Below are 20,917 nucleotides of genomic sequence, written 5' to 3'. Positions count from 1 at the left end.
AAAGGGAGAAGCGAAGCGTCTGCTGCATGCGAGTCCTCAAGCCTTGCTGAATGCGGGATGCCACGACAAAGTGAGCCGCTCCAGCGCGCGCGAGGCGCTGTCGGCGAGCTTGCCCAAAAGCGCGTAGATCAGGATCGACAGCACGACGACGTCGATCTGCATGAACTCCCTCGCCTGCATCGCCATGTAGCCCAGGCCGGACGACGCCGCGATGGTCTCGGCGACGATCAAGGTGAGCCACATGATGCCGAGTGCGAAGCGCAGGCCGACGAAGATCGACGGCAGCGCGCCGGGGAAGATGACGCGGCGAAACAGCTCGCCTTCTGTCATGCCGTAGACGCGGCCCATCTCGATCAGTTGCGGATCGACGGTGCGGATGCCGTGGAGCGTGTTGAGATAGATCGGGAAGAACACGCCGAGCGCAACCAGGAACAGTTTTGCGCTCTCGTCGATGCCGAACCAGAGGATGACGAGTGGGATCAATGCCAGATGCGGGATGTTGCGCACCATCTGCAGGGTGGTGTCGGTCAGCTTCGCCGAGAGCTGCGAGAGGCCGTTGGCAAGGCCGAAGGCGAAGCCGATGCCGCCGCCGATCAAAAAGCCGATGCCGGCGCGCCAGAAGCTGACCCAGATGTTCTGCACGAGCTCACCCGACAACGCGAGCCGCCAGCCGGCGCGCGCGACGTCACTCGGCGCCGGCAGCACGCGCACCGGCACCAGGCCGGCGACGCTGGCCGCCTGCCAGATCAAGAGGATGGCGAGCGGCACGAGCCACGGCACAAATCCCTCGGCGCCGGGAAGACGCACGCGGCGTAGGCGCGGCAGAGTCTCGATCACGCTCATGATTGCGCTGCCTTCTGCAGTAGCACGCGTTCGTTGGCGATAGTCTCGCCGAACGGACCAGTGTTCACGCGCAGCCTGGTCACGTTGTCAGGCCGGTCCAGCGCGAGAAGCGGGAAGACAAGCTCGGCAAAGCGATAGGCTTCTTCGAGATGAGGGTATCCTGATAGGATAAAAGTGTCGATGCCGAGATCCTGATATTCCCTGATCCGTGCCGCGACCGTGATGGGATCTCCGACCAGAGCGGTGCCGGCGCCACCGCGCACGAGACCGACACCGGCCCAGAGATTCGGGCTGATTTCGAGCTTGTCGCGACGGCCACCATGGAGTTGCGACATGCGCTGCTGGCCGACCGAATCCATCCGCGCGAAGATCTTCTGCGCCGACGCGATGGTTTCATCCGTAACATGCTTGATCAGATCGTCGGCTGCGGCCCACGCCTCCGCGCTGGTCTCGCGAACGATCACATGCAGGCGAATACCGAAGGAGAGCTTGCGTCCGCGCTGCTCGGCGACGGCCCTGACCTTGGCGATCTTGCCTGCGACATCGGCCGGCGGCTCGCCCCAGGTGAGATACTTATCGACGGTGTCGACGGCGACATCGATGCCGGCATCCGACGAGCCGCCGAAATAGAGCTTTGGCCGTGGCGACTGCACCGGCGGAAACAGCAGCCGGCCATCCTCGATCCTGATGTGCTTGCCATTGAAGTTCACGGTCTTGCCGGCGAGCAGATCGCTGTAGACGGCGAGGAATTCGCGCGTCACCTCATAACGCTCATTGTGCGGCAGATAGACGCCGTCGCCCTTGTTCTCGATCGGATCGCCGCCGGTGACGACATTGATCAGAAGCCGGCCGTTAGTGACACGATCGAGCGTCGCGGTCATCCGCGCCGCCACGCTCGGCGACTGCAGGCCTGGACGCACCGCGACCAGATAGTTCAGTCTCTCAGTGAACGGCGCCACTGCAGATGCGACGACCCAAGAATCCTCGCAGCTCCGTCCCGTCGGCAGCAGCACGCCATAATAGCCGAGCTGATCGGCGGCCTGCGCCACCTGCCGCAGATAGTTGAAGTTGACCTCGCGCGCGCCCGTGGACGTGCCGAGATAACGGCCGTCGCCGTGGGTCGGCAGGAACCAGAGGACGTTGGCTGGGGAGCTCGCTTGACTCATCATCTCTCTCGCGGATCGAACGTCAGAACAGCGCCGGCGCCAGATGGACCCGCGTCCATTCCAACAGACCTCACGCGGTGCAACGCAAAGGATGATGGTGGTCAGAGAAACGCCTGTCGAGCGGTCCTGGAAAATAGCGATAACGCTACTCCCGGGACACCACGGCACGGGACGTTTGTTTCGGTGCCAGACCGAGGCGAAGTGAAAATTTTCGCGGTCTCGGCGGCGTGATCACGCGATCTCTCGAGATAGTCACCCGCGGACGCCTTGCAGATCGCCTTGCAGATTCAGGCTTAACGCCGCCTTGTCGTAACGATCGGTAAGGCGGCCGTATCGATCTCGCCCAGCCCGATCTCGGGATTCAACGCGCCCTGCTTCCAAGCGTCGTGCTCGAAATCCGGCAGCACCTCGCGCGCGAACAAGTCCAAGGACCGCGCGATTGGGAACAAGGTCCGTCGAACTCATTGACGCAAATCAAGGAACATCTGCCGCGGATTCGTATGCTGCAATGAGGCAGCGGCCCGGATGCCGCCTTCATCTTCCCCATCAGAACGAGTCCCGATCATGTCGGCCACGGGCCGCGACGCGACCACACGTCCGCGTCGCAAGCGCATGGAAATCTTCGCCTTCCTCTTTCTCACCGCAGTGCTGATGCCGGCCCTGGCGGTCGCAACCGTCGGCTCCTACGGGCTGACGGTCTGGGTCTACCAGATGATCGCCGGCCCGCCCGGGCCGCCGGCCGCGCACTGAACCGCCGCATCTCGCGCCAAGGATGATCCTGTGCTCAAGACCCATACCGCTCTCGACCGCCGCGCCCTGATCACCGGCCGTGTGCTGGCAGCCGACCCCGTGATCTCTCCGCCCTCAGGTGAGATCGCCAGCATCGTGGTGCAGGCGAGCCCCGCGCGTCTCGATACGGTGGAAGCCAGCATCCTCGGGCTCGATGGCTGTGAGATCCACGGCCGAGATGCGCGCGGCAAGCTGATCGTCGTGGTCGACGCGCCCAACGCCGGCGCGCTCGGCACCACCATGAACACCATCTCGTCGCTGCCGCACGTCCATTCCGCCTGTCTCGTCTTCCACGCCATCGATGTCGGCTGACGCACGGCCTGCCAAGAGAACGCACATGACCGAATACAAGATCGATCGCCGCCAGATGCTGAAGCTCGAAGCGGCGGCTGTTGCCGCGGCCGCCGCCGGCATCCCGACGGCATCGCTCGCCGCCAATCTCGTCACCGAGCGCGATGCGAGCGAATTGAAATGGGACAAGGCGGCCTGCCGCTTCTGCGGCACCGGCTGCAGCGTGATGGTCGCCACCAAGGACAATCGCGTGGTCGCCACCCATGGCGACATCAAGGCCGAGGTCAATCGCGGGCTGAACTGCGTCAAGGGCTACTTCCTCTCCAAGATCATGTACGGCCATGATCGCCTGACGCATCCGATGCTGCGCAAGACAAACGGCAAGTACGACAAGAACGGCGAGTTCACGCCGGTGTCCTGGGACGAGGCCTTCGACATCATGGCGACCAAGTACAAGGACGCGCTGAAGAAGCGTGGTCCCTCCGGCGTCGGCATGTTCGGCTCGGGCCAGTGGACCATCTTCGAGGGCTATGCCGCAGTGAAGCTGTTCAAGGCCGGCTTCCGCTCCAACAACATCGATCCCAATGCGCGCCACTGCATGGCGTCCGCCGTGGCCGGCATGATGCGCACCTTCGGCATCGACGAGCCTGCCGGCTGCTATGACGATATCGAGGCTGCCGACGCCTTCGTGCTGTGGGGCTCGAACATGGCCGAGATGCATCCGATCCTGTGGACGCGAGTCACCGACCGCAGGCTGTCGGCGCCGCATGTCCGCGTCGCCGTGCTCTCGACCTTCGAGCACCGCTCGTTCGATCTTGCCGACATCGGCATGGTGTTCAAGCCGCAGACGGACCTTTACATCCTCAACGCGATCGCCAACCACATCATCAAGACCGGCCGCGTCAACAAGGACTTCGTCAGCGCGCATACGGTGTTCAAGCGCGGCCAGACCGATATCGGCTACGGCCTGCGTCCCGAGCATCCGCTGGAGAAGGCCGCGACCGGCCGCGCCAAGGCCAATGACGCCGTCGACATCAGCTTCGATGAATATGCGAAGTTCGTCTCCGACTACACGCTGGAGAAAGCCACCGAAATGTCCGGCGTGCCGCTCAATCGCTTGGAGGCGCTGGCCGAGCTCTATGCCGATCCGAAGACCAAGGTGGTCTCGTTCTGGACCATGGGCTTCAACCAGCACACCCGCGGCGTCTGGTGCAACAACCTCGTCTACAACATCCATCTGCTCACCGGAAAGATCGCGGAGGCCGGCAACAGCCCGTTCTCCCTCACCGGGCAACCTTCGGCCTGCGGCACCGCGCGCGAGGTCGGCACTTTCTCGCATCGGCTGCCGGCCGACATGGTGGTGACAAGGAGCATCGCGCGAAAGCCGAACACATCTGGCAGCTGCCCGAGGGCACCATTCCCGACAAACCGGGCTACCATGCCGTGCAGCAGAGCCGGATGCTGAAGGACGGCCTGCTCAACGCCTACTGGGTGCAGGTCAATAACAATCTGCAGGCGGGCCCGAACGCCAACCAGGAGACCTATCCCGGCTTCCGCAACCCCGATAATTTCGTCGTGGTCTCCGATGCCTACCCTTCCGTCACCGCGCTTGCCGCCGACCTCATCCTGCCGACCGCCATGTGGGTCGAGAAGGAAGGCGCCTATGGCAATGCCGAGCGGCGCACCCAATTCTGGCACCAGCTCGTGACGGCGCCGGGTGAGGCGCGCTCCGATCTCTGGCAGCTGATGGAATTCTCCAAGCGCTTCAAGGTCGAGGAGGTGTGGCCGGAGGAGCTGATCGCGAAGAAGCCGGAGGTTCGCGGCAAGACGCTGTTCGAGGTGCTCTATCGCAACGGCCAGGTCGACAAGTTCGGCACCGATCAGATCGAGAGCGGCTACCTCAACGACGAGTCGAAGGCGTTCGGCTTCTATGTGCACAAAGGCCTGTTCGAGGAATATGCCTCGTTCGGCCGTGGCCATGGCCACGACCTTGCGCCGTTCGAGGCCTATCACCGCGAGCGCGGTCTGCGCTGGCCTGTCGTGAACGGCCAGGAGACGCGCTGGCGCTTCCGCGAAGGCTCGGACCCCTACGTCAAGAAGGGCGCCGGCGTGCAGTTCTATGGCTTCCCCGATGGGAAAGCGCGCATCTTCGCCCTCCCCTACGAGCCGCCGGCGGAATCGCCCGACAAGGACTATCCGTTCTGGCTGTCGACCGGACGCGTCGTCGAGCACTGGCACTCCGGCACCATGACGCGGCGCGTGCCCGAGCTCTACAAGGCGTTCCCCGAAGCCGTCTGCTTCATGCACCCCGATGATGCGCAGGAAGCGAACCTGCGCCGCGGTGACGAGGTCAAGGTCGCTTCCCGCCGTGGCTTCATCCGCGCCCGTGTCGAGACCCGCGGCCGTGACAAGCCGCCGCGCGGGCTCGTCTTCGTGCCCTGGTTCGACGAATCCAAGCTGATCAACAAGGTGACGCTCGACGCCACCGATCCGATCTCGCTGCAGGCCGATTTCAAGAAATGCGCTGTGCGCATCGAGCGCGTGTGACCATCATGTTCAGGAAGCTTACGATCATGTTGCTGTCGGCCATGCTCGCGGCCGGCTCGTCCGCGCTGCTGGCGCAAACCGTCAGTTCATCCTTGCGCGGTCCTGCGCCGCTCAATGAAGAGGGCCCGGCGCCGCCGATGCTGCCGAACAAGAACACGTCGGAGAAGGAGGTGCGCAACTATCCGGAGCAGCCGCCTGTCATCCCGCATACGATCGACAACTATCAGATCGATCTGAACAGCAACAAGTGCCTGTCCTGCCACGCCCGCGCCCGTACCGCGGAGTCGCAGGCGCCGATGATCTCGGTCACGCATTTCATGGACCGCGAGGGCCAGTTCCTGGCCTCGGTGTCGCCGCGCCGCTACTTCTGCACGCAGTGTCATGTGCCGCAGAACGCAGCCAATCCGCCCGTGAGCAACGACTTCGTCGACGTCGACACCATGCTCTCGCGCGAAAAGCCGGGTGGCCGCCGATGAGCACGTCTGACACCGGCGCCCCGGCGCCCATCCCCGACAAGCGGCCCGGCCTGTTCCGGCGGGCCTGGAACTTCCTGCTCGAGTTGATCGACGTCTTGATGCGTCCGAGCTCGGTGTTCGGGCTCGGCGTGCTGGTGCTCGCCGGCTTCATCGCCGGCGTCGTCTTCTGGGGCGGCTTCAACACCGCGCTCGAGCTGACCAACAGCGAGAAGTTCTGCACCTCCTGTCACGAGATGCGTGACAACGTGTTCGCTGAGCTGAAGCCGACGATCCATTTCAGCAACCGCTCGGGCGTGCGCGCAAGCTGCCCGGACTGCCATGTGCCGCACAATTGGACCGACAAGATCGCGCGCAAGATGCAGGCCTCGAAGGAGGTCTGGGGTCACCTGTTCGGATCGATCGACACACGGGAGAAATTCACCAACCGCCGCATCGAGCTGGCGGCGCATGAGTGGGCTCGCTTCAAGGCCAATGATTCGCTGGAATGCCGCAACTGTCACAGCGCGCAGTCGATGGACATCACCAAGCAGTCACCGCGCGCCGCTGTGGCGCATCAGCGCTTCCTGTTCACGGGCGAAAAGACCTGCATCGATTGCCACAAGGGCATCGCCCACCACCTGCCCGACATGCGCGGCGTCCCGGGGTGGCAGTAGAGACGCCCATCTTCTGAGTGAGCCCGAGCAGTCCCCGCAAGCACAGTGGGCCCCCTCCCCCGCTTGCGGGGGAGGGCTGGGGTGGGGGCGCCACACGGGCAGTCCCGCTGGAGCATTCCCCCACCCGCATCGCATCTTCCGATGCGATGCGGCCTCCCCCGCAAGCGGGGGAGGCTTGGACCCATTTGCATCCAGAGCTTGATCTCTCACCGCCAGCCCTTAGGTTCACCGGGTCGCGACTCGCCCTCCGGCGGTCTCCCCCAAGAACCCGATGCCCACCTTCACGCCTCACCAGGATTCCGCGCTCAAGGCCGTCGGCGACTGGCTGAAAGCCAAGCCTGGCCGCAATGGCACGCCGCAGATCTTCCGCCTGTTCGGCTATGCCGGAACCGGGAAGACCACGCTGGCCCGCCACATTGCGGAAGGCGTCGACGGCGACGTCAAGTTCGCGGCCTTCACCGGCAAGGCGGCGCTGGTGATGCGCAACAAGGGCTGCGACAACGCCTCCACCATCCACTCGCTGATCTATCGAGCCCGCGAGAGCGGAGAAGAGCAGCCGAATTTCGAATTATGGGACGATGCCCCCGCGTCCAAGGCCAAGCTGATCATCGTTGACGAATGCTCGATGGTCGACGCCGATCTCGGCCGCGACCTGCTCTCCTTCGACTGCCCGCTGCTGGTGCTCGGCGATCCCGCGCAACTGCCGCCGATCCAGGGCGGCGGCTTCTTCACCGAGTCCGAGCCCGACGCGATGCTGACCGAGGTACATCGCCAGGCGCAGGACGATCCCATCGTACGGATGTCGATGGACGTGCGCGAGGGCAACGCCCTCGAGCCCGGCCGCTATGGCGAGAGCGAGGTGGTGTCGCGCCACGATCTCGATCCGATGCGGGTGATGCACGCCGACCAGGTGCTGGTCGGACGCAACAACACACGTCGCGCTTACAACACGCGATTCCGGCAGCGCATGGATATCGACGATCCCTACCCTGTCGCGGACGACAAGCTGGTCTGCCTGCGCAACAACCGCAAGAAGGGCCTGTTCAATGGCGGCCTGTGGCGGGTGAAATCGCGCGCAGCATCGAAATCGAAGATCATCACGATGCGCCTGATGCCTGACGAGGATCTCGGCCGCAAGGTGACAAAGGTTTCGGTGCGCGGCGAGTGCTTCGGCGGCCGCATCGAGGACATTCCGTGGGAGCAGCGCAAACCCTATGATGAGTTCGATTACGGCTATGTGCTGACCGTGCACAAGTCGCAGGGCTCGCAATGGGATGACGTGGTGCTGTTCGACGAGAGCTTTGCCTTCCAGGACAGCCGCGCCCGCTGGCTCTACACCGGCATCACCCGTGCTGCGAAGCGGCTGTCGATCGTGGTCTAGTAATCAGAACCGGGCATGGTGCCGGCGGCGATGCGTGGCGGCACGGTTCATCTCGAGTTCGTCACCACGTGGCGCCGCATAGGCATTCGGATAGGCCGGCGCGGCACCGAGCGTGCCGGCAGCCCGCATCCGGGCCTCCGGCGTCGGCGCGCCGCCGTTGAGCACGTCGCGATCGGGATGCTGCGCTTGATACGCCGCGGGCTCCGAGAACTGCGCCAAGGCCGACGTCACGGTCGCAATTGAGAGCGTCATCGCCACGGCCAATGTCTTGAACAGACTCATGTGACTTCCCCTCCCGCCCAAATGATCCGGACCGGACCGGCCGGCGACCGTGCTGATCTGATCTAAATTGGGAAGCCCGCCTGCAAAACCACGACTGCTCATCATCACGACTGCGCGACCATGGCCTCACCGCCGCCGTCACTGCGAGACGCGCGAGCACCGAAGCAATCCGGGCCGCCTTGTGGGGGTTCTGATTGCTTCCGCCCACATCTTTTGTGCTTCGGTCGACACGTCGCATCGCTCGCGATGCCATCGCTCGCTCGGCCTAACACGATCAACGGCGATACAGCCGGCGACCATACGGATCGACATGGCCCGGCATCGGATAGACCGGTGCCGCACCATACGCACGCACCAGCCCCATGCGCCCCGCTGGCGTCAGGGCGCCGCCGTTCAGCACGTCGCGATTGGGATACATCGCCTGAAACGCTGCGGGCTCCTGCTGCCCGAAGAACCAGCCCTGCGCAGAGGCCGGTGCCGTCGCGCCGACCGATAACAGCAGAGCCAGTGCCAGCGATTGATGGGAATTTTTCATGATCGTTCTCCGTCTGGTTTGGTGCGGAGAACGCGTTCACCTCACTGCTGCTCTGATAGAGGACGTTTCCTGCAATGCATTTCGTTGATGATAGTAAGGTAGGAAGCAGCAAACCGGTTTCTACATTTCACAAATCAACTCCGCGAGAAGGCGCAGATACGATCACGAGGTGGTCCAATGACCTAACTGTAACTATTAAGCCGAGCGCCGCAATCGTGAGAGGCATGACGTCAATTCCGTCATTGCGAGCGAAGCGAAGCAATCCAGCATCGCAAGGAAGAATCTGGATTGCTTCGTCGCCTTCGCGCCTCGCAATGACGATGGAGAGAGATTACGCAAACCTTCACACATAGCGCTTCAGCCGCTGGCCGGGCAGCAGGTCATAAGGCGACTTCCAACCAGGCAATGCTGCGATCCGCTGCAGCCAGGCATGGACGGCTGGAAAGCGCGCGGCGAGATCATAGCCGCTCTCCTCGACCGGAAAGCTGAGGTAACCGCACAATGAGAGATCAGCGACCGTCGGACGATCGCCAATGATGAAAGGCCGCTGCGCGACCTCGCCGGCAAGGATGCCGAGAAAATCGTCGACGCGGGCACGCAGAAAGGATTGCACCTTCTCGTCAGGTGACGGCGTAAAGGCGCGGCGATAGCGGTAGGTCGCCATGAAGCCGGAGAGTTTTTGATTATCCCAGAACAGCCAGCGCAGGATCTCGAAGCGCTCGCGCTCATCGGCACCACCAAACTTTCCATAGCGCTCGGCGAGCTTGAGCAGGATCGGGCCGGTCTGGGTCAGGCGCACGCCGTCCTCCTCCAGCACCGGAATCTCGCCCATCGGGTTCACGCTTGCGCGCCATTCGGCGGTTCGGGTCACTCCGCCGCCGAAATCGGTCCACACCGGCTCGAACGTCTCGCCGCAGAGCGTGAGCATCAATGCAAGCTTGTAGCTGTTGCCGGATTCAGGAAAGTAATGCAGTCGGTAGCCGGGCATTGCGGATACGTGTCCTTGTCTGTTCGATCGGCGAAGCTAGGCGGTTTTGCACCGCGCGGCCAGTTCGCTGCACTTCGAAATCGCTGTATGGGCGAGAAATCCGGTGCTGAGCGAGAACGAATTGACGGCTGGGACACATCGCACGGCGAGAATGCTGTTGCCCTCCTCGACCTTCCCTGCCGGTCTCCCGCCGCCCATTCACGCAGTCGTGTGCAGCGGGCTGTAATAGCGCCGGGACTTCTGCGTATCTTGTGACGAGCCGCGTGCCGCCGGCCCGGCCGGCCCCGCAAAACACGAACATTCCACACGCCAAGGAGCTCCCATGCGCCGCAATCCATTTCGCCCCTTCCTCGCCAAGGTCGCAATGATCGGCGCGCTGGCCGGCGCCGCCCTGCTGGCCTACGCACCGGTGCGCGCCACCGAGGACGCAGTCGTCATTCCGCCTCCCGCAATGGACGAGCCGCCCGCGGACGGGCTGGAGACGATCGTGGTCGCCGGAGGTTGCTTCTGGGGCGTGCAGGGCGTGTTCCAGCATACGGCCGGGGTTGCCAGCGCGGTATCGGGCTATGCCGGCGGCACCAAGGCGACCGCCAGCTACGAGACCGTCTCGACCGGCTCGACGGGGCATGCGGAATCCGTGCAGATCAGGTTCGACCCGAAGAAGATCTCCTATGGCAAGATCCTGCAGATCTTTTTCTCGGTCGTGCACGATCCGACCCAGCTCAACCGCCAGGGCCCGGATAGCGGCACGCAATATCGGTCGGCGATCTTCACGACGTCGGAGGCGCAGAAGAAGGTCGCAGACGCCTATATCGCCCAGCTCGATCAGGCCAAGGTCTTCAAGAAGCCGATCGTGACCAAGGTCGGCAAGCTCGAAGGGTTCTATCCGGCGGAAGCCTACCACCAGGACTATCTGACGCTGCACCCGAACCAACCCTATATTGCCTACAACGATCTGCCGAAGGTCGCGAACCTCAAGAAGATCTTCGCGGAGAACTATCTGGAGAAGCCGACGCTGGTCAGCGACGCCAAGGCGACGAATTGAGCTGATCGACGAAAGTGGAATGAACCGACTCCGCGGGCCCACTGTTTCACCTCTCCCATCGGGAGAGGTCGGCTTGCATCGCCAGATGCAATCCGGGTTGAGGGATTACGCTCCATCGAGTGACCTGCGCCCCCTCCCCGATTGCTTCGCAATTGGGGAGAGGTGAAAACGGGGTTCGTGGCCGGCATCTCGAAGCCGATACGAAACAAGGGCGGCCGCTGGAAGCCGCCGGAGGAGAACGAATGACTGATACCAAGACGAGCGGCAAGATCGAGAAGAGCGAGGCGGAGTGGCGCAAGGAATTGACGCCGATGCAGTATGCCGTGCTCCGCGAGAAGGCGACCGAGCGTCCCTTCACCGGGGAGTATGAGCACGAGCATCGCGCCGGTACCTATGTCTGCGCCGGCTGCGGCCAGACGCTGTTCGAATCCGACGCCAAGTTCGATTCAGGTTGCGGCTGGCCGAGCTTCACCCAGCCCGCAGCGGAGAGCCATATCGACGAGGAGACCGATACCAGCCACGGCATGGTCCGCACCGAAGTGCTGTGCTCGAAATGCTCCGGTCATCTCGGCCACGTCTTTCCGGACGGTCCCGGTCCGACCGGCCTGCGCTACTGTATCAATTCGGCGGCGCTGAAGCTGAAACCGCGATAAGGTGCAAGAAGGCCGGCTTCGCCCCTTAGGCGGAGCCGACGCAATCCCAACGGTATCTTGCTGCCGGATATGTTCTGCTGGGCGAGATGTCGCGGTGACGAGGGATGGCCATGTCGCTGGGAATGATCCTGATCCTGATCGTGGTCATTTACCTCATCGGCGGATTGTCCGGCCGGATTGGCGGCTACGGGTACGGGATGGGCCATTCCGGAATGGGCATCGGGGTGGTCATTTTGGTTGTGCTGATCGTCCTGCTTTCGCTTCACAAGTTGTAAAAAGCAAGCAACATATTGAAAACAAAAAACAAATCTTGAGTTCCGCCACATTTTAGCGATTCACGATGTGAGGCGGCGGGATTCGCATTTCTGTCAAATCGGCCTATATTAGGGGCGTGAAAGACAAGCAGGGCGTGGCTGCCTGGAGCGGCCGGTGTGGCCCTCGACATCCCCATCGCTGGCGGAAGCCGCAACGTCGAACAGAAAAGCTTCGAACGAAAGTTCGCGTCAGCGCTTAGCCGAATAAGAAGAGGTCTTCGACCATGCGTCCTATGCGTCCGTTCAACTTCAACACGTCTGCCGAGCTGTTTCCCGCCGCGATCCGCAAGAAGAAACGTGCGGGCTTTGCCTATCGGCGTTTCGGCACCGCGGCTGAGGCCGTCCGGTTCGCGATGGAGGAGTTGCCGGCGGATTCGCTGAACGGCGCCTATCTGCAGGTCGAGGAAGCCCGCTTCGACCAGAACGGCATCCGCTCGCTCTATGAGAGCGAGGCGTTTCCGTTGCCGCGCCGGGCGCCCGCGCCAAAAGCGCAGGATGCAGACGCGGCGTAACGATCGCCCGACCACCGGCGTCATCAAACCTGCCCCGCCGAACCGCGGGGCAGTTTCTTTTTCAGGATGCTGTGCGGCGGCGGTCTCAGTGCGGCTGCGTCTCCAGCCATCGCCGCAAGATACGGGCGTTGCGCATGTTGGCGCGATAGAGCACGTCGAAGGCGTCGCCCGCCAGCGGCACCGTGCCGATCGTCCCCTGGATCGCCACATTGCCGAGCATCCGCGCGGTGACGTACCACGGCGCGCCGAGCGCACGTGCCTCGCGCACCAGCCATAGCGACAGCGCGGTCGCGATGATGTCGCCAACGACCGGGATCAGGCCGATGATGCCATCAATGCCGTAGCGAACCTTGGTGCCGGGCAGGATGAAGGCGACATCGAGCAGCTTGGCCAGCGCTTCCAGGCGCGCCACGCGCTGCTCGCGCGTCAGATTGCCGAAGGGATTGGCCGTCGCGAAATCGAACTGGAAGCCGCGGAAATCCCGCGTTCCCTGAAAGGGACCTTGCGGAATCTCCCGTCCCTCCTGATCGATGATCGGCCCGCGCGCCTCAGCCGCGCTGAAATGGGCCTGCGAGGTGCGTCCCGAGGCGCGGCGGCGGGACATCTGGTCGTTTTGCATGTCCATGAGATAGAAACGCGCAATCGCGGCGCAAGTTGCGTCAGCGTGCCGCGCCTGGCGTCCTTGCTAAGCGCCCACGGGTGTTGCGCGTCAGGCAATAGCAATCCGCGCGCGACAGCTCATCCATGGGATTCCGTCGCGCTCTGGGCCGGAGCCGGCGGCAGCGGCTCGTCGACAAATTTGTGCACCAGCCAGGACGAAATGGTGGCCGGAATGAAGCCGACCAGCCCGTACAGCACGAACTGCAGCACGCCGTAATCGGCGCCGTGCGATGAATAGTTGAACGCAGCCAGGAAGAAGGCGATCGCGCCGACCAGCAGCATGCGCAAGGTCGGTCCGATGCGGCGAACGTGGCACAGGATGTCGTCGATCGCGCAGATCATCAGCGCCGGCAGGAAGCCGAACAGATAGCTGTATTGCAGCGAGACGACGAACACCTTGAGCACCTTCGCGATCTCATCGGCATTGGTCTCGGTCCAGTAGCCCGACTGGTAGGTGGTCACCATGAGCAGCACAAAACCGCCGAGTGCCGGCCCGACCGCAACGAAGATCAGATAGCGTTTCATGCCTCAACCCTCAGCCCGTCGCGGCGGGCCCTCGCGGCTTGCGCCCGGCGCCAGAGCTTCGTTCCGATTGAATCGGAACAAAGCGCTGGCTCTTTGTCTTGACGCGTTCTTGACGCGAACCGGTATCCACTTCGCGTGAAAACGCTCTAGTCTCCCCACTGCGCGAAGGCATCGTTGAAGGCGCGTTCGCCTGGCGCGCCCTTCTCGATCGCGATGATCGCGCGGTGCTGGTTGCTATAGACCAGCGGCACGTCGAACCAGGACCGCTCCTTGAGGAGCTGGACGTTGCGGGCGCGGTCGGAGTCGACGTTCGACAGGCCGACGAGGAAGAAGCCGTCGGTGACCTTCACAGCAAGTCCGGCGAGCGGCGTACCGCGGGTCTGCTCGTTGGACTTCATCAGAATGCCGGGCACGTTGCCGACTCCGCCGCCGTCGAAGTCGGGCGGCAGGATGAAGGTCAGTTCCACCGTATGGCTCGCCGGCAGCGAGGTATCGGTGTTGCGGCGGAATGACATCGTCATCTTGAACTTGCGATCCGGAATCTCGATGTCGGCCCGCACCGCGATATCGGCCTTCTGCTGACCGGAGGCCTTGATCTGCTCGGTCCGCCAGACCACCGAGCCGATATACTGCTTGCCCTTGGGATCGTTGGGATCCTCGTCATAGAGCACGACCTTCTGCGCGACTGGAGCGACCTCCTCGGACGCCTGGCCGACGCGATCCGGAATCTTCGGCTTGGCGAGCGGCGTACCGCCCTCCTTTGGAGCCTGCACGACCGGAGACGAGGACTTGAACAGGCCGCTCACGTTGCTGACGATGGTCCTGCCCCACAACAGGCCAGCGCCGACCAGGATCAGGACAATGCCGATCGCGATCGCAGTCTTGAACGGAAATGTCGCGCCGCGGGCATGCTTCTTCGAGTCACGATCGACGCCCACGCGCGAACGGGCCGCCGGCTGCGACGGCAGCCCGTAGCGCTCGGCCTCCTCGATCGACTCGTCGTAGGGGTAAGGCGCCTCGGTGTCGCCGCCGCGCTCATCCGCGCCTGGCTCCTGCCGATCGGGATCCGGCGAAGGCACATTGGCGTAGGTCTTGCGCGCGGCGCGGTTGGCCTGGGCGGTGGCCTTGCCGAGATCATCGACGTCGGCGGTGATGTCGCGGAAGCCGCGCATGCCCGGGGCTTGCGGTCCGCCATTGCCCTCGGCACCGCGGCGCTGCGCGGTCGCACGCTCGCGCACCGGTGGGAGCGGCGGATCCTGCATGCCGACCTGCGGCTGTGGCGGCTGGGAACGCAGCGGCGGTGCATCACCGCGTGGACCGCGCGAACGCGGTGCATCGGGCGCCTCGCCACCGAGCGGCGGCCGGTCATTGCGGGGCGCAGCGGGCCGCGCGCGCGGCGCCTGGCCTGCGCCCTGATCCGGCCCAGGCTGGCCCTGCGGCGGCACGCCGGTTTCGGCCGTCCGGGTGCCGGCGCGGCGGAGCGCGTCGCCCGCGCGTGGACTTCCAGCTGTGCCAGTCCCGCGCGAAGCTTCCCTGGCGCGCTGGGCAGCCTCGGACTCGACCTTGCGGACGGCTTCCTCGAGCGCCAGCCGCTCCCTTGTGATCTCGGATTCGCTGAGCGGCGGCTGCACACCGCGAAGCTGCGCGATCAGCGCGGCCCGAGCCCGCTCGTAGAGCGCGCGGCGGCTCTCGCCCGGAGCGTTGGGGTCCAGGCCGGCAATGGCACGGGCGATCAGCGGGTAGTAGTCGGCCATGTCAACTCAACTTGCGCGCTTCGCTGTCATCTCCCCGTCACGCTTCGAACGGGTTCTGCACCAGAATAGTATCCTCGCGTTCGGGGCTGGTGGAAAGCAGGGCGATGGGACAACCCACGAGTTCCTCGACCCGTCTGACATATTTGATCGCCTGCGCCGGCAGGTCGGCCCACGAACGCGCATTGGCGGTGGGCTGCTTCCAGCCTTCGATCGTCTCGTAGATCGGCTCGACCCGGGCCTGCGCGCCCTCGCCGGCTGGCAGGTGATCGATCTCCTTGCCGTCGAGCTTGTAGCCGATGCAGACCTCGATGGTGTCGAAGCCGTCAAGAATGTCGAGCTTGGTCAGCGCAAGGCCGTTGATGCCGCAGGTCCGCACGGTCTGCCGGACCAGCACGGCATCGAACCAGCCGGTGCGCCGCTTGCGCCCGGTATTGACGCCGAATTCCTTGCCGCGGCGGCCGATCTCCTCGCCGATCTCATTGGTGAGCTCGGTCGGGAACGGCCCCTGGCCGACGCGCGTCGTGTAGGCCTTGCAGATGCCGAGCACGTAGCCGACCCCGCCGGGGCCCATGCCGGTGCCGGTTGCAGCCTGCGCCGCCACGGTGTTGGACGAGGTGACGTAAGGATAGGTGCCGTGATCGACGTCGAGCAGCGCGCCCTGGGCGCCCTCGAACAGGATGCGTTTGCCTTCGCGGCGCTTATGGTCGAGCAGGCGCCACACGGTCTCGGCATAGGGCAGAAGCTGCGGCGCCATCGCGGTCAGCTCGCGCAGGATCTCCTTGCCGTCGATCTCCTCCAGGCGCAGGCCGCGACGCAGCGCATTGTGATGCGCCAGCAGCCGGTCGATCTTGTGCGGCAGCGTGTCGAGATCGGCGAGGTCCATCAGGCGGATGGCGCGGCGGCCGACCTTGTCCTCATAGGCCGGTCCGATGCCGCGACGGGTGGTGCCGATCGCGGTCGCGGTGTTGACGGATTCCCGCAAAGCATCGAGCTCGCGATGCAGCGGCAGGATCAGCGTGACATTCTCGGCGATGCGCAGATTCTCGGGACTGATCGCAACGCCCTGCCCTCGCAGCTTGGCAACCTCGTCGAGAAAGGCCTGCGGATCGAACACCACGCCATTGCCGATCACGGCGAGCTTCGCCGGACGCAGCACACCGGACGGCAGCAGCGCCAGCTTGTAGGTCTCGCCATTGATGACGAGGGTGTGGCCGGCATTATGGCCGCCCTGGAAGCGCACAACGATATCGGCCTGCTCCGACAGCCAATCGACGATCTTGCCCTTCCCCTCGTCGCCCCATTGGGCGCCGACGACGACCACGTTAGCCATTCGCAGCTCTTTCCTCTGCCATCATCCAAAACAACACGATCTGCCCGGAAAATGTCGGTTCCGATCAAAGGCCCGCCGTGCCCGATCATGCGCCCAGCCCAAATTGCGGCCGGAACCGCTCGCATGCGAGGCGCCCCACCGGATAAAGGAAGCGGCCGGTCTAGGCAAGCAAGAACGGGCGGAAAGCGGCACGTAACGTAGCCACCAAGCCTTTGATATACCCGAAAAATTCATGCCGTTCCGGCGGCGCCGGCCGCCTGCGGGAGTGCGGTCCGCGCCGGCGCGCCCCTCATTGGCCATGGAACGACGGCAAATCTTGGATCGTTTGGGCTGCCGGGCAGATTTGTGGCGGGCCGCGGCGCCACGCCGTGGTCAAATTTGCGGCATCGCTTGCAAGGCTCGGATCGAAGTTCGAGCGCCGAGCCAACCGGCCAGCGCCCGCTGCATCGTCGCGATGCATCCCGCCCCCTTGTTGGGCAGCGGCAATTGGTGTCTGTGACCTGACGCCGGGTGAACGCCGGCCTGGTATCGACCGGGCCGGCGCCGCGGCGCATCGAATCGGGACCAACACCGCCGCATGTCCGCCGCCGATCCCACCGCCAGTGCCGCGCCCGTGCGCGGCTGGATCGCCAACCAGCCCTACGTCTTGCTCAGCATCACTGCGCTGTGCTGGGCGGGCAATGCCATCGTCGGCCGGCTTGCCGCCGGTCATATCCCGCCGGTGACGCTGTCGTTTCTGCGCTGGGGACTGGCGTTCCTGCTGATCCTTCCCTTCACATGGAAGCAGTTCAAGCAAGACTGGCCCGCGATCCGCGCCCAGCTCCCGCTCATGATCCTGATCTCGATCGCGGGCATCGGCGCCTTCAACACGCTGCAATATTGGGCGCTCGAATATACTCAGGCGCTGAACACGCTGGTGCTGCAATCGTCCGGGCCGCTAATCGTGGCGATCTGGTCGTTTCTGCTGCTGCGCGTTCGCCTGACGCTGGCGCAGGCCCTCGGCGTCCTGCTGTCGCTGTGCGGCGTGCTGATCATCATCTCGCAGGGCGAGCTCAGCACGCTGTCGCGCATCACCTTCAACAAGGGCGACCTGATCTTCCTGATCGCGATGGCGGTGTTCGGCCTTTACTCCGTGCTGACATTGAAGCGCCCGCCGATCCACGGGCTGTCATTCGTCACCTTCACCTTCGGCTGCGGCGCGGCCAGCCTGATCCCGCTGCTGATCTGGGAGCTGCATGCGCGTCCGGTGATGGCGCTCGATGCCAAGAACCTGCTGTCGCTGCTCTACGTCGCGGTATTTCCCTCCACCATCGCCTATCTCTGCTTCAATCGCGGCGTGCTGCTGATCGGCGCCAATCGCGCCGCGCCGTTCCTTCACGTGGTGCCGGTGTTCGGCTCGGTGATGGCCTTCGTCTTTCTCGGCGAGCGGCCGCAGCTATTTCACTTGATCGGATTCATACTGGTGCTGGCCGGCGTCTTTGTCGCGTCGCGCAAGCAGGCGACCTGAACACGAGCGACGTTACATCAGCGCTTTCAGCGCCATACCGACGATCATTAAAGAAAGAAATAGGATCAACGCCCGCTGCAGCGTCGCAGCCGCGACGCGGGTGGCGAGCCGCGCGCCGAGATCAGTACCAATGACGAGGCCGAGAACGACTCCGGCGAGCGTGGGCCATGAAGCCATGGCGCCGCTTTGCCAATAGACCCAGGAGGAGGGAATGGTCGTCGGCACCAGCGACAGCACGAGGCCGATCATCTGCGCCCGATGCTGCGGAACGCCGAGCACGACACTCAAGCCGATCACGGTCGCAAGCCCGCCGCCGATGCCCAGAAAGCCCGACGACATGCCTGCAACGAGTCCGACCGCTGACAAGGTGGGCCAATGCAGTCCACGCGTGGTGCCTGCGCTATCACGCTCATCCTTGGATGGCTTTCTGGTCCGTCGCGCGCGCAGGATCAGCATCGCGTCGAGCGCGGCGAGATAGCCGACGTAGCACCATTGCAGCACCCTGGCCGTCACGACATTCGCAGCCCACGCCCCGAAAACGCCACCCGCGACAAATCCAATCGCGAGGAGGATCAGCCAGCGTAGCGGCGTTCGTTCCCCCGCCAACCAATACTGCCTGATGCCCGATGCGCTGGTCGGCGGAATCTGCGCGACCAGCGAGATGCCCTGTGCGACGTGCTGCTCGGCACCGAGCAGCAGCACCGAAAAAACGACGAGCCCGCCGCCCGGGCTGACACCGAACAGGCCGGAGGTGAAGCCGCCCGCAAGCCCCGTGATGATGCCGCCGAGCAAGTCAGGCAGGTTCATCTCGGGCTCTTTACCGCAAGGCTCTTCAAGAACAGCTCGAAGGCAGCCATCGCCTCGGCATTCGAGAACGGCTCACCCCACAGGCGCTGCAGAAGAAATCCCTGAAACATCGCCACCATGCTGCGCGCGATGCTGCGCGCGTTGAGCGCGGGATCGATGGCACCGTTGCGTTGGCCACACCGCAGCAGTTCGACGATCAGCGCCACCGGCCGGTGAACGCCGTCGATCACCTGTCGCCGAATGGGCTCATCGCGCAGCGCTTCCGCCCAGAGCTGCAGCGCGATCCGCCGGCTGCGCAGCCCCTCTTCCTTGTGCAGATCGGCGAGCGAGGCCCGTGCAATCGCGCGCAGGCCTTCGAACGGATCCGTGATCCCCCGTCCGCTCTCGAGCAGCGCGCTGTCGCGCGCATGCCGCCGCTCCCCGATCGCCTGGATCAATTCGTCCTTGCCGGCGAAATGCCCATAAATGCAGCCGGCGCTAAGCCCGGACTCCTTGATGACGTCCTGCATCGTCGTCTGATGAAACCCCTGCCGCGCAAAGCACACCTCCGCAGCAACGAGAATCTCGTCGCGCCGCGCCGCCAGCACCTCGGGCTTCACCTTCGGCATCCGTCCTCCGCTCGGGTCTCTGGCCCCGCTCCCGCGGTTATAAAGAACGAATGTTCGTTTTGTAAAGAGACATAAAAGCCCTCTCCCGGAGATCAAAGCCCTCTCCCAGAACATGGCTTTCCGGAAGCGATTGTTGATTTGCTTCGGGCTCACCGAGCATGTCGACGCAGGAGGATTTGGGCGCCCCGCGTGCGCCGAACGTGACGATCCGGGCGCGGCCCTGCAGGGATGTCCACGCATGGCACCAATCCCTCCCGCCGGGTTGTCGGGTGATGCAATTCAGCCCAATTTCAGCCGGCTCCTTTCAACCTTGCCGCGCCAGTGCCCGCCCTCCTCCAGCATCAATCGCCGTCGCGCTGGCTCAGCAATCAGCCCTATCTGCTGCTCGCACTGGCCTCGCTGTTCTGGGCCGGCAACATCGTGCTCGCCCGTCATGTCGCCGGCCACGTGCCGCCGCTGACCCTCTCCTGCCTGCGCTGGATCGGCACCTCTCTGATGCTGTGGCCGTTCGCGCGGCCGCACCTGATAAAGGACTGGCCGGTGCTGCGCGCGCGCTGGCCACTGCTCTTGCTGCTCGCGCTGACCGGCTTTGCGGCCAACAACGCACTGTCCTACTGGGCCATGCAATATACCCAGGCGCTGAACGGGCTACTGATCCAGTCCTCGACACCGCTATTCGTCGCGCTGTGGTCGCTGCTGTTGTTCGGCGTGCGGCTGACCGCCGGACAGTTCATCGGAATCGTGATCTCGCTGATCGGCGTCCTCGTCATCCTCTTGCGCGGCGATCTCGGCGCGCTCGCGGCCATCCAGTTCAACCGTGGCGATCTGATGTTTGCCGGCGCGCTGCTCGTGTTCGGCCTCTATTCGGCGCTGATGTCGCGCCGGCCGACGGTGCACCAACTGTCGTTGATCTCGTTCTGCACCGCAGCCGGCGCACTGCTATTGGCACCGCTTGCCGTATGGGAATATGCGACCGGATCGGTGCTCAGGCCCGATCTGGAGACGCTGCTGACGCTCGGCTACGTGATCGTCTTCGCCTCGACGTTCGCTTATCTGTTCTTCAACCGCGGCATCAGCCTGATCGGCCCGAACCGTGCCGCGCCGTTCCTGCATCTGGTGCCGGTGTTCGGCTCGGTGCTCGCCATCGTCCTGCTCGGCGAGGAGTTGAAGCCGTTTCACCTGATCGGTTATGCGCTCGTGCTGGCCGGCGTCCTCACCGCCTCGCGGCCGGGACGCGGATCCGGCAAGTGA

General features: G+C 64.2%; 23 protein-coding genes and 1 pseudogene. 12 read left to right on the top strand and 12 right to left on the bottom strand.

Annotated features, from left to right (window positions below):
* Positions 1-36 precede the first annotated feature (36 nt).
* From P6U24_RS10395 to P6U24_RS10385, 3 genes are all read right to left on the bottom strand, one after another.
* Positions 37-843, bottom strand: a complete 807-nt coding sequence (locus tag P6U24_RS10395; protein ID WP_407159032.1) for an ABC transporter permease subunit — start codon at positions 841-843, stop codon at positions 37-39.
* On the bottom strand, positions 840-2,009 hold the full coding sequence (gene ssuD, locus P6U24_RS10390; RefSeq protein ID WP_407159031.1) for an FMNH2-dependent alkanesulfonate monooxygenase: 1,170 nt from the start codon (positions 2,007-2,009) through the stop codon (positions 840-842). The genes P6U24_RS10395 and ssuD overlap by 4 nt, the downstream gene beginning before the upstream one ends.
* 293 nt (positions 2,010-2,302) lie before the next feature.
* On the bottom strand, positions 2,303-2,437 hold the full coding sequence (locus tag P6U24_RS10385; protein WP_407159030.1) for a hypothetical protein: 135 nt from the start codon (positions 2,435-2,437) through the stop codon (positions 2,303-2,305).
* 136 nt (positions 2,438-2,573) lie between these two features.
* On the opposite strand from P6U24_RS10385, the gene napE reads away from it, so the two are divergent.
* The 6 genes and pseudogenes from napE (at position 2,574) to P6U24_RS10355 (ending at position 8,146) form a co-directional block, all read left to right on the top strand.
* A complete protein-coding gene (napE, locus tag P6U24_RS10380) occupies positions 2,574-2,759 on the top strand; it encodes a periplasmic nitrate reductase, NapE protein (protein ID WP_407159029.1) in 186 nt (61 codons plus the stop codon).
* 30 nt (positions 2,760-2,789) lie between these two features.
* Positions 2,790-3,110, top strand: coding sequence for a chaperone NapD (locus P6U24_RS10375; protein ID WP_407159028.1), 321 nt, complete (start codon positions 2,790-2,792; stop codon positions 3,108-3,110).
* Positions 3,111-3,135: 25 nt separating this feature from the next.
* Positions 3,136-5,636 (top strand): annotated as a pseudogene (gene napA, locus P6U24_RS10370) (nitrate reductase catalytic subunit NapA).
* A gap of 26 nt (positions 5,637-5,662) precedes the next feature.
* Positions 5,663-6,112, top strand: coding sequence for a nitrate reductase cytochrome c-type subunit (locus P6U24_RS10365; RefSeq protein WP_407159027.1), 450 nt, complete (start codon positions 5,663-5,665; stop codon positions 6,110-6,112).
* Positions 6,109-6,765 (top strand): NapC/NirT family cytochrome c, encoded by a 657-nt coding sequence (locus tag P6U24_RS10360; protein WP_407159026.1) that lies wholly within the window; start codon positions 6,109-6,111, stop codon positions 6,763-6,765. The genes P6U24_RS10365 and P6U24_RS10360 overlap by 4 nt, the downstream gene beginning before the upstream one ends.
* A 271-nt stretch (positions 6,766-7,036) precedes the next feature.
* Positions 7,037-8,146 (top strand): ATP-dependent RecD-like DNA helicase, encoded by a 1,110-nt coding sequence (locus P6U24_RS10355; RefSeq protein ID WP_407159025.1) that lies wholly within the window; start codon positions 7,037-7,039, stop codon positions 8,144-8,146.
* 3 nt (positions 8,147-8,149) lie between these two features.
* On the opposite strand, the gene P6U24_RS10350 is transcribed toward P6U24_RS10355, so the two are convergent.
* The 3 genes from P6U24_RS10350 to P6U24_RS10340 form a co-directional block, all read right to left on the bottom strand.
* Positions 8,150-8,428, bottom strand: a complete 279-nt coding sequence (locus P6U24_RS10350; protein ID WP_407159024.1) for a hypothetical protein — start codon at positions 8,426-8,428, stop codon at positions 8,150-8,152.
* Between the two features lie 274 nt (positions 8,429-8,702).
* A complete protein-coding gene (locus P6U24_RS10345; protein WP_407159023.1) occupies positions 8,703-8,963 on the bottom strand; it encodes a hypothetical protein in 261 nt (86 codons plus the stop codon).
* 343 nt (positions 8,964-9,306) lie between these two features.
* Positions 9,307-9,951 (bottom strand): glutathione S-transferase family protein, encoded by a 645-nt coding sequence (locus P6U24_RS10340; protein ID WP_407159022.1) that lies wholly within the window; start codon positions 9,949-9,951, stop codon positions 9,307-9,309.
* Positions 9,952-10,315: 364 nt separating this feature from the next.
* Here P6U24_RS10340 and msrA point away from each other — a divergent pair, with 364 nt between their 5' ends.
* The 4 genes from msrA (at position 10,316) to P6U24_RS10320 (ending at position 12,475) form a co-directional block, all read left to right on the top strand.
* Positions 10,316-10,996: a peptide-methionine (S)-S-oxide reductase MsrA gene (msrA, locus tag P6U24_RS10335; protein ID WP_407160418.1), complete on the top strand. Its 681-nt coding sequence runs from the start codon at positions 10,316-10,318 to the stop codon at positions 10,994-10,996.
* A 242-nt stretch (positions 10,997-11,238) separates the two neighbouring features.
* A complete protein-coding gene (gene msrB / locus P6U24_RS10330; protein WP_407159021.1) occupies positions 11,239-11,649 on the top strand; it encodes a peptide-methionine (R)-S-oxide reductase MsrB in 411 nt (136 codons plus the stop codon).
* 110 nt (positions 11,650-11,759) lie between these two features.
* Complete coding sequence (locus P6U24_RS10325; protein ID WP_407160417.1) at positions 11,760-11,924, top strand: DUF3309 family protein; 165 nt, start codon at positions 11,760-11,762, stop codon at positions 11,922-11,924.
* A 263-nt stretch (positions 11,925-12,187) separates the two neighbouring features.
* Positions 12,188-12,475, top strand: coding sequence for a hypothetical protein (locus P6U24_RS10320; RefSeq protein WP_407159020.1), 288 nt, complete (start codon positions 12,188-12,190; stop codon positions 12,473-12,475).
* A gap of 85 nt (positions 12,476-12,560) precedes the next feature.
* Here the strand turns inward: P6U24_RS10320 and P6U24_RS10315 are convergent, their stop codons facing one another.
* From P6U24_RS10315 to P6U24_RS10300, 4 genes are all read right to left on the bottom strand, one after another.
* Entirely contained in the window at positions 12,561-13,100 is a 540-nt protein-coding gene (locus P6U24_RS10315; RefSeq protein ID WP_407159019.1) for a DUF4112 domain-containing protein, read from the bottom strand.
* 113 nt (positions 13,101-13,213) lie between these two features.
* A complete protein-coding gene (locus P6U24_RS10310) occupies positions 13,214-13,660 on the bottom strand; it encodes a DUF5413 family protein (protein ID WP_407159018.1) in 447 nt (148 codons plus the stop codon).
* A gap of 146 nt (positions 13,661-13,806) precedes the next feature.
* The gene (locus P6U24_RS10305) at positions 13,807-15,414 is read right to left on the bottom strand and encodes a hypothetical protein (protein WP_407159017.1); all 1,608 of its coding nucleotides are present in this window, start codon (positions 15,412-15,414) and stop codon (positions 13,807-13,809) included.
* Positions 15,415-15,451: 37 nt separating this feature from the next.
* The gene (locus P6U24_RS10300; protein WP_407159016.1) at positions 15,452-16,744 is read right to left on the bottom strand and encodes an adenylosuccinate synthase; all 1,293 of its coding nucleotides are present in this window, start codon (positions 16,742-16,744) and stop codon (positions 15,452-15,454) included.
* A gap of 577 nt (positions 16,745-17,321) precedes the next feature.
* Here P6U24_RS10300 and P6U24_RS10295 point away from each other — a divergent pair.
* Entirely contained in the window at positions 17,322-18,251 is a 930-nt protein-coding gene (locus P6U24_RS10295) for a DMT family transporter (protein WP_407159015.1), read from the top strand.
* A 12-nt stretch (positions 18,252-18,263) separates the two neighbouring features.
* Here P6U24_RS10295 and P6U24_RS10290 read toward each other — a convergent pair whose 3' ends face one another.
* Together P6U24_RS10290 and P6U24_RS10285 are read right to left on the bottom strand one after the other, a co-directional pair.
* Complete coding sequence (locus P6U24_RS10290; protein WP_407159014.1) at positions 18,264-19,058, bottom strand: sulfite exporter TauE/SafE family protein; 795 nt, start codon at positions 19,056-19,058, stop codon at positions 18,264-18,266.
* On the bottom strand, positions 19,055-19,666 hold the full coding sequence (locus tag P6U24_RS10285; protein WP_407159013.1) for a TetR/AcrR family transcriptional regulator: 612 nt from the start codon (positions 19,664-19,666) through the stop codon (positions 19,055-19,057). The genes P6U24_RS10290 and P6U24_RS10285 overlap by 4 nt, the downstream gene beginning before the upstream one ends.
* A 321-nt stretch (positions 19,667-19,987) precedes the next feature.
* On the opposite strand from P6U24_RS10285, the gene P6U24_RS10280 reads away from it, so the two are divergent.
* The gene (locus P6U24_RS10280) at positions 19,988-20,917 is read left to right on the top strand and encodes a DMT family transporter (protein WP_407159012.1); all 930 of its coding nucleotides are present in this window, start codon (positions 19,988-19,990) and stop codon (positions 20,915-20,917) included.

The sequence above is a fragment of the Bradyrhizobium sp. STM 3557 genome (genome assembly GCF_045571465.1).
In the GTDB taxonomy this organism is placed as follows: Bacteria; Pseudomonadota; Alphaproteobacteria; order Rhizobiales; family Xanthobacteraceae; genus Bradyrhizobium.
This window is presented reverse-complemented; position numbering and strand designations above follow the sequence as displayed.

Excerpts from the sequence above, each read along its gene's own strand:
- P6U24_RS10395 (WP_407159032.1), bottom strand. The coding sequence starts at position 843 with ATGAGCGTGATCGAGACTCTGCCGCGCCTACGCCGCGTGCGTCTTCCC.
- ssuD (WP_407159031.1), bottom strand. The coding sequence starts at position 2,009 with ATGAGTCAAGCGAGCTCCCCAGCCAACGTCCTCTGGTTCCTGCCGACC.
- napE (WP_407159029.1), top strand. The coding sequence starts at position 2,574 with ATGTCGGCCACGGGCCGCGACGCGACCACACGTCCGCGTCGCAAGCGC.
- P6U24_RS10365 (WP_407159027.1), top strand. The coding sequence starts at position 5,663 with ATGTTGCTGTCGGCCATGCTCGCGGCCGGCTCGTCCGCGCTGCTGGCG.
- P6U24_RS10360 (WP_407159026.1), top strand. The coding sequence starts at position 6,109 with ATGAGCACGTCTGACACCGGCGCCCCGGCGCCCATCCCCGACAAGCGG.
- P6U24_RS10355 (WP_407159025.1), top strand. The coding sequence starts at position 7,037 with ATGCCCACCTTCACGCCTCACCAGGATTCCGCGCTCAAGGCCGTCGGC.
- P6U24_RS10350 (WP_407159024.1), bottom strand. The coding sequence starts at position 8,428 with ATGAGTCTGTTCAAGACATTGGCCGTGGCGATGACGCTCTCAATTGCG.
- P6U24_RS10345 (WP_407159023.1), bottom strand. The coding sequence starts at position 8,963 with ATGAAAAATTCCCATCAATCGCTGGCACTGGCTCTGCTGTTATCGGTC.
- P6U24_RS10340 (WP_407159022.1), bottom strand. The coding sequence starts at position 9,951 with ATGCCCGGCTACCGACTGCATTACTTTCCTGAATCCGGCAACAGCTAC.
- msrA (WP_407160418.1), top strand. The coding sequence starts at position 10,316 with ATGATCGGCGCGCTGGCCGGCGCCGCCCTGCTGGCCTACGCACCGGTG.
- msrB (WP_407159021.1), top strand. The coding sequence starts at position 11,239 with ATGACTGATACCAAGACGAGCGGCAAGATCGAGAAGAGCGAGGCGGAG.
- P6U24_RS10325 (WP_407160417.1), top strand. The coding sequence starts at position 11,760 with ATGTCGCTGGGAATGATCCTGATCCTGATCGTGGTCATTTACCTCATC.
- P6U24_RS10320 (WP_407159020.1), top strand. The coding sequence starts at position 12,188 with ATGCGTCCTATGCGTCCGTTCAACTTCAACACGTCTGCCGAGCTGTTT.
- P6U24_RS10315 (WP_407159019.1), bottom strand. The coding sequence starts at position 13,100 with ATGGACATGCAAAACGACCAGATGTCCCGCCGCCGCGCCTCGGGACGC.
- P6U24_RS10310 (WP_407159018.1), bottom strand. The coding sequence starts at position 13,660 with ATGAAACGCTATCTGATCTTCGTTGCGGTCGGGCCGGCACTCGGCGGT.
- P6U24_RS10305 (WP_407159017.1), bottom strand. The coding sequence starts at position 15,414 with ATGGCCGACTACTACCCGCTGATCGCCCGTGCCATTGCCGGCCTGGAC.
- P6U24_RS10300 (WP_407159016.1), bottom strand. The coding sequence starts at position 16,744 with ATGGCTAACGTGGTCGTCGTCGGCGCCCAATGGGGCGACGAGGGGAAG.
- P6U24_RS10295 (WP_407159015.1), top strand. The coding sequence starts at position 17,322 with ATGTCCGCCGCCGATCCCACCGCCAGTGCCGCGCCCGTGCGCGGCTGG.
- P6U24_RS10290 (WP_407159014.1), bottom strand. The coding sequence starts at position 19,058 with ATGAACCTGCCTGACTTGCTCGGCGGCATCATCACGGGGCTTGCGGGC.
- P6U24_RS10285 (WP_407159013.1), bottom strand. The coding sequence starts at position 19,666 with ATGCCGAAGGTGAAGCCCGAGGTGCTGGCGGCGCGGCGCGACGAGATT.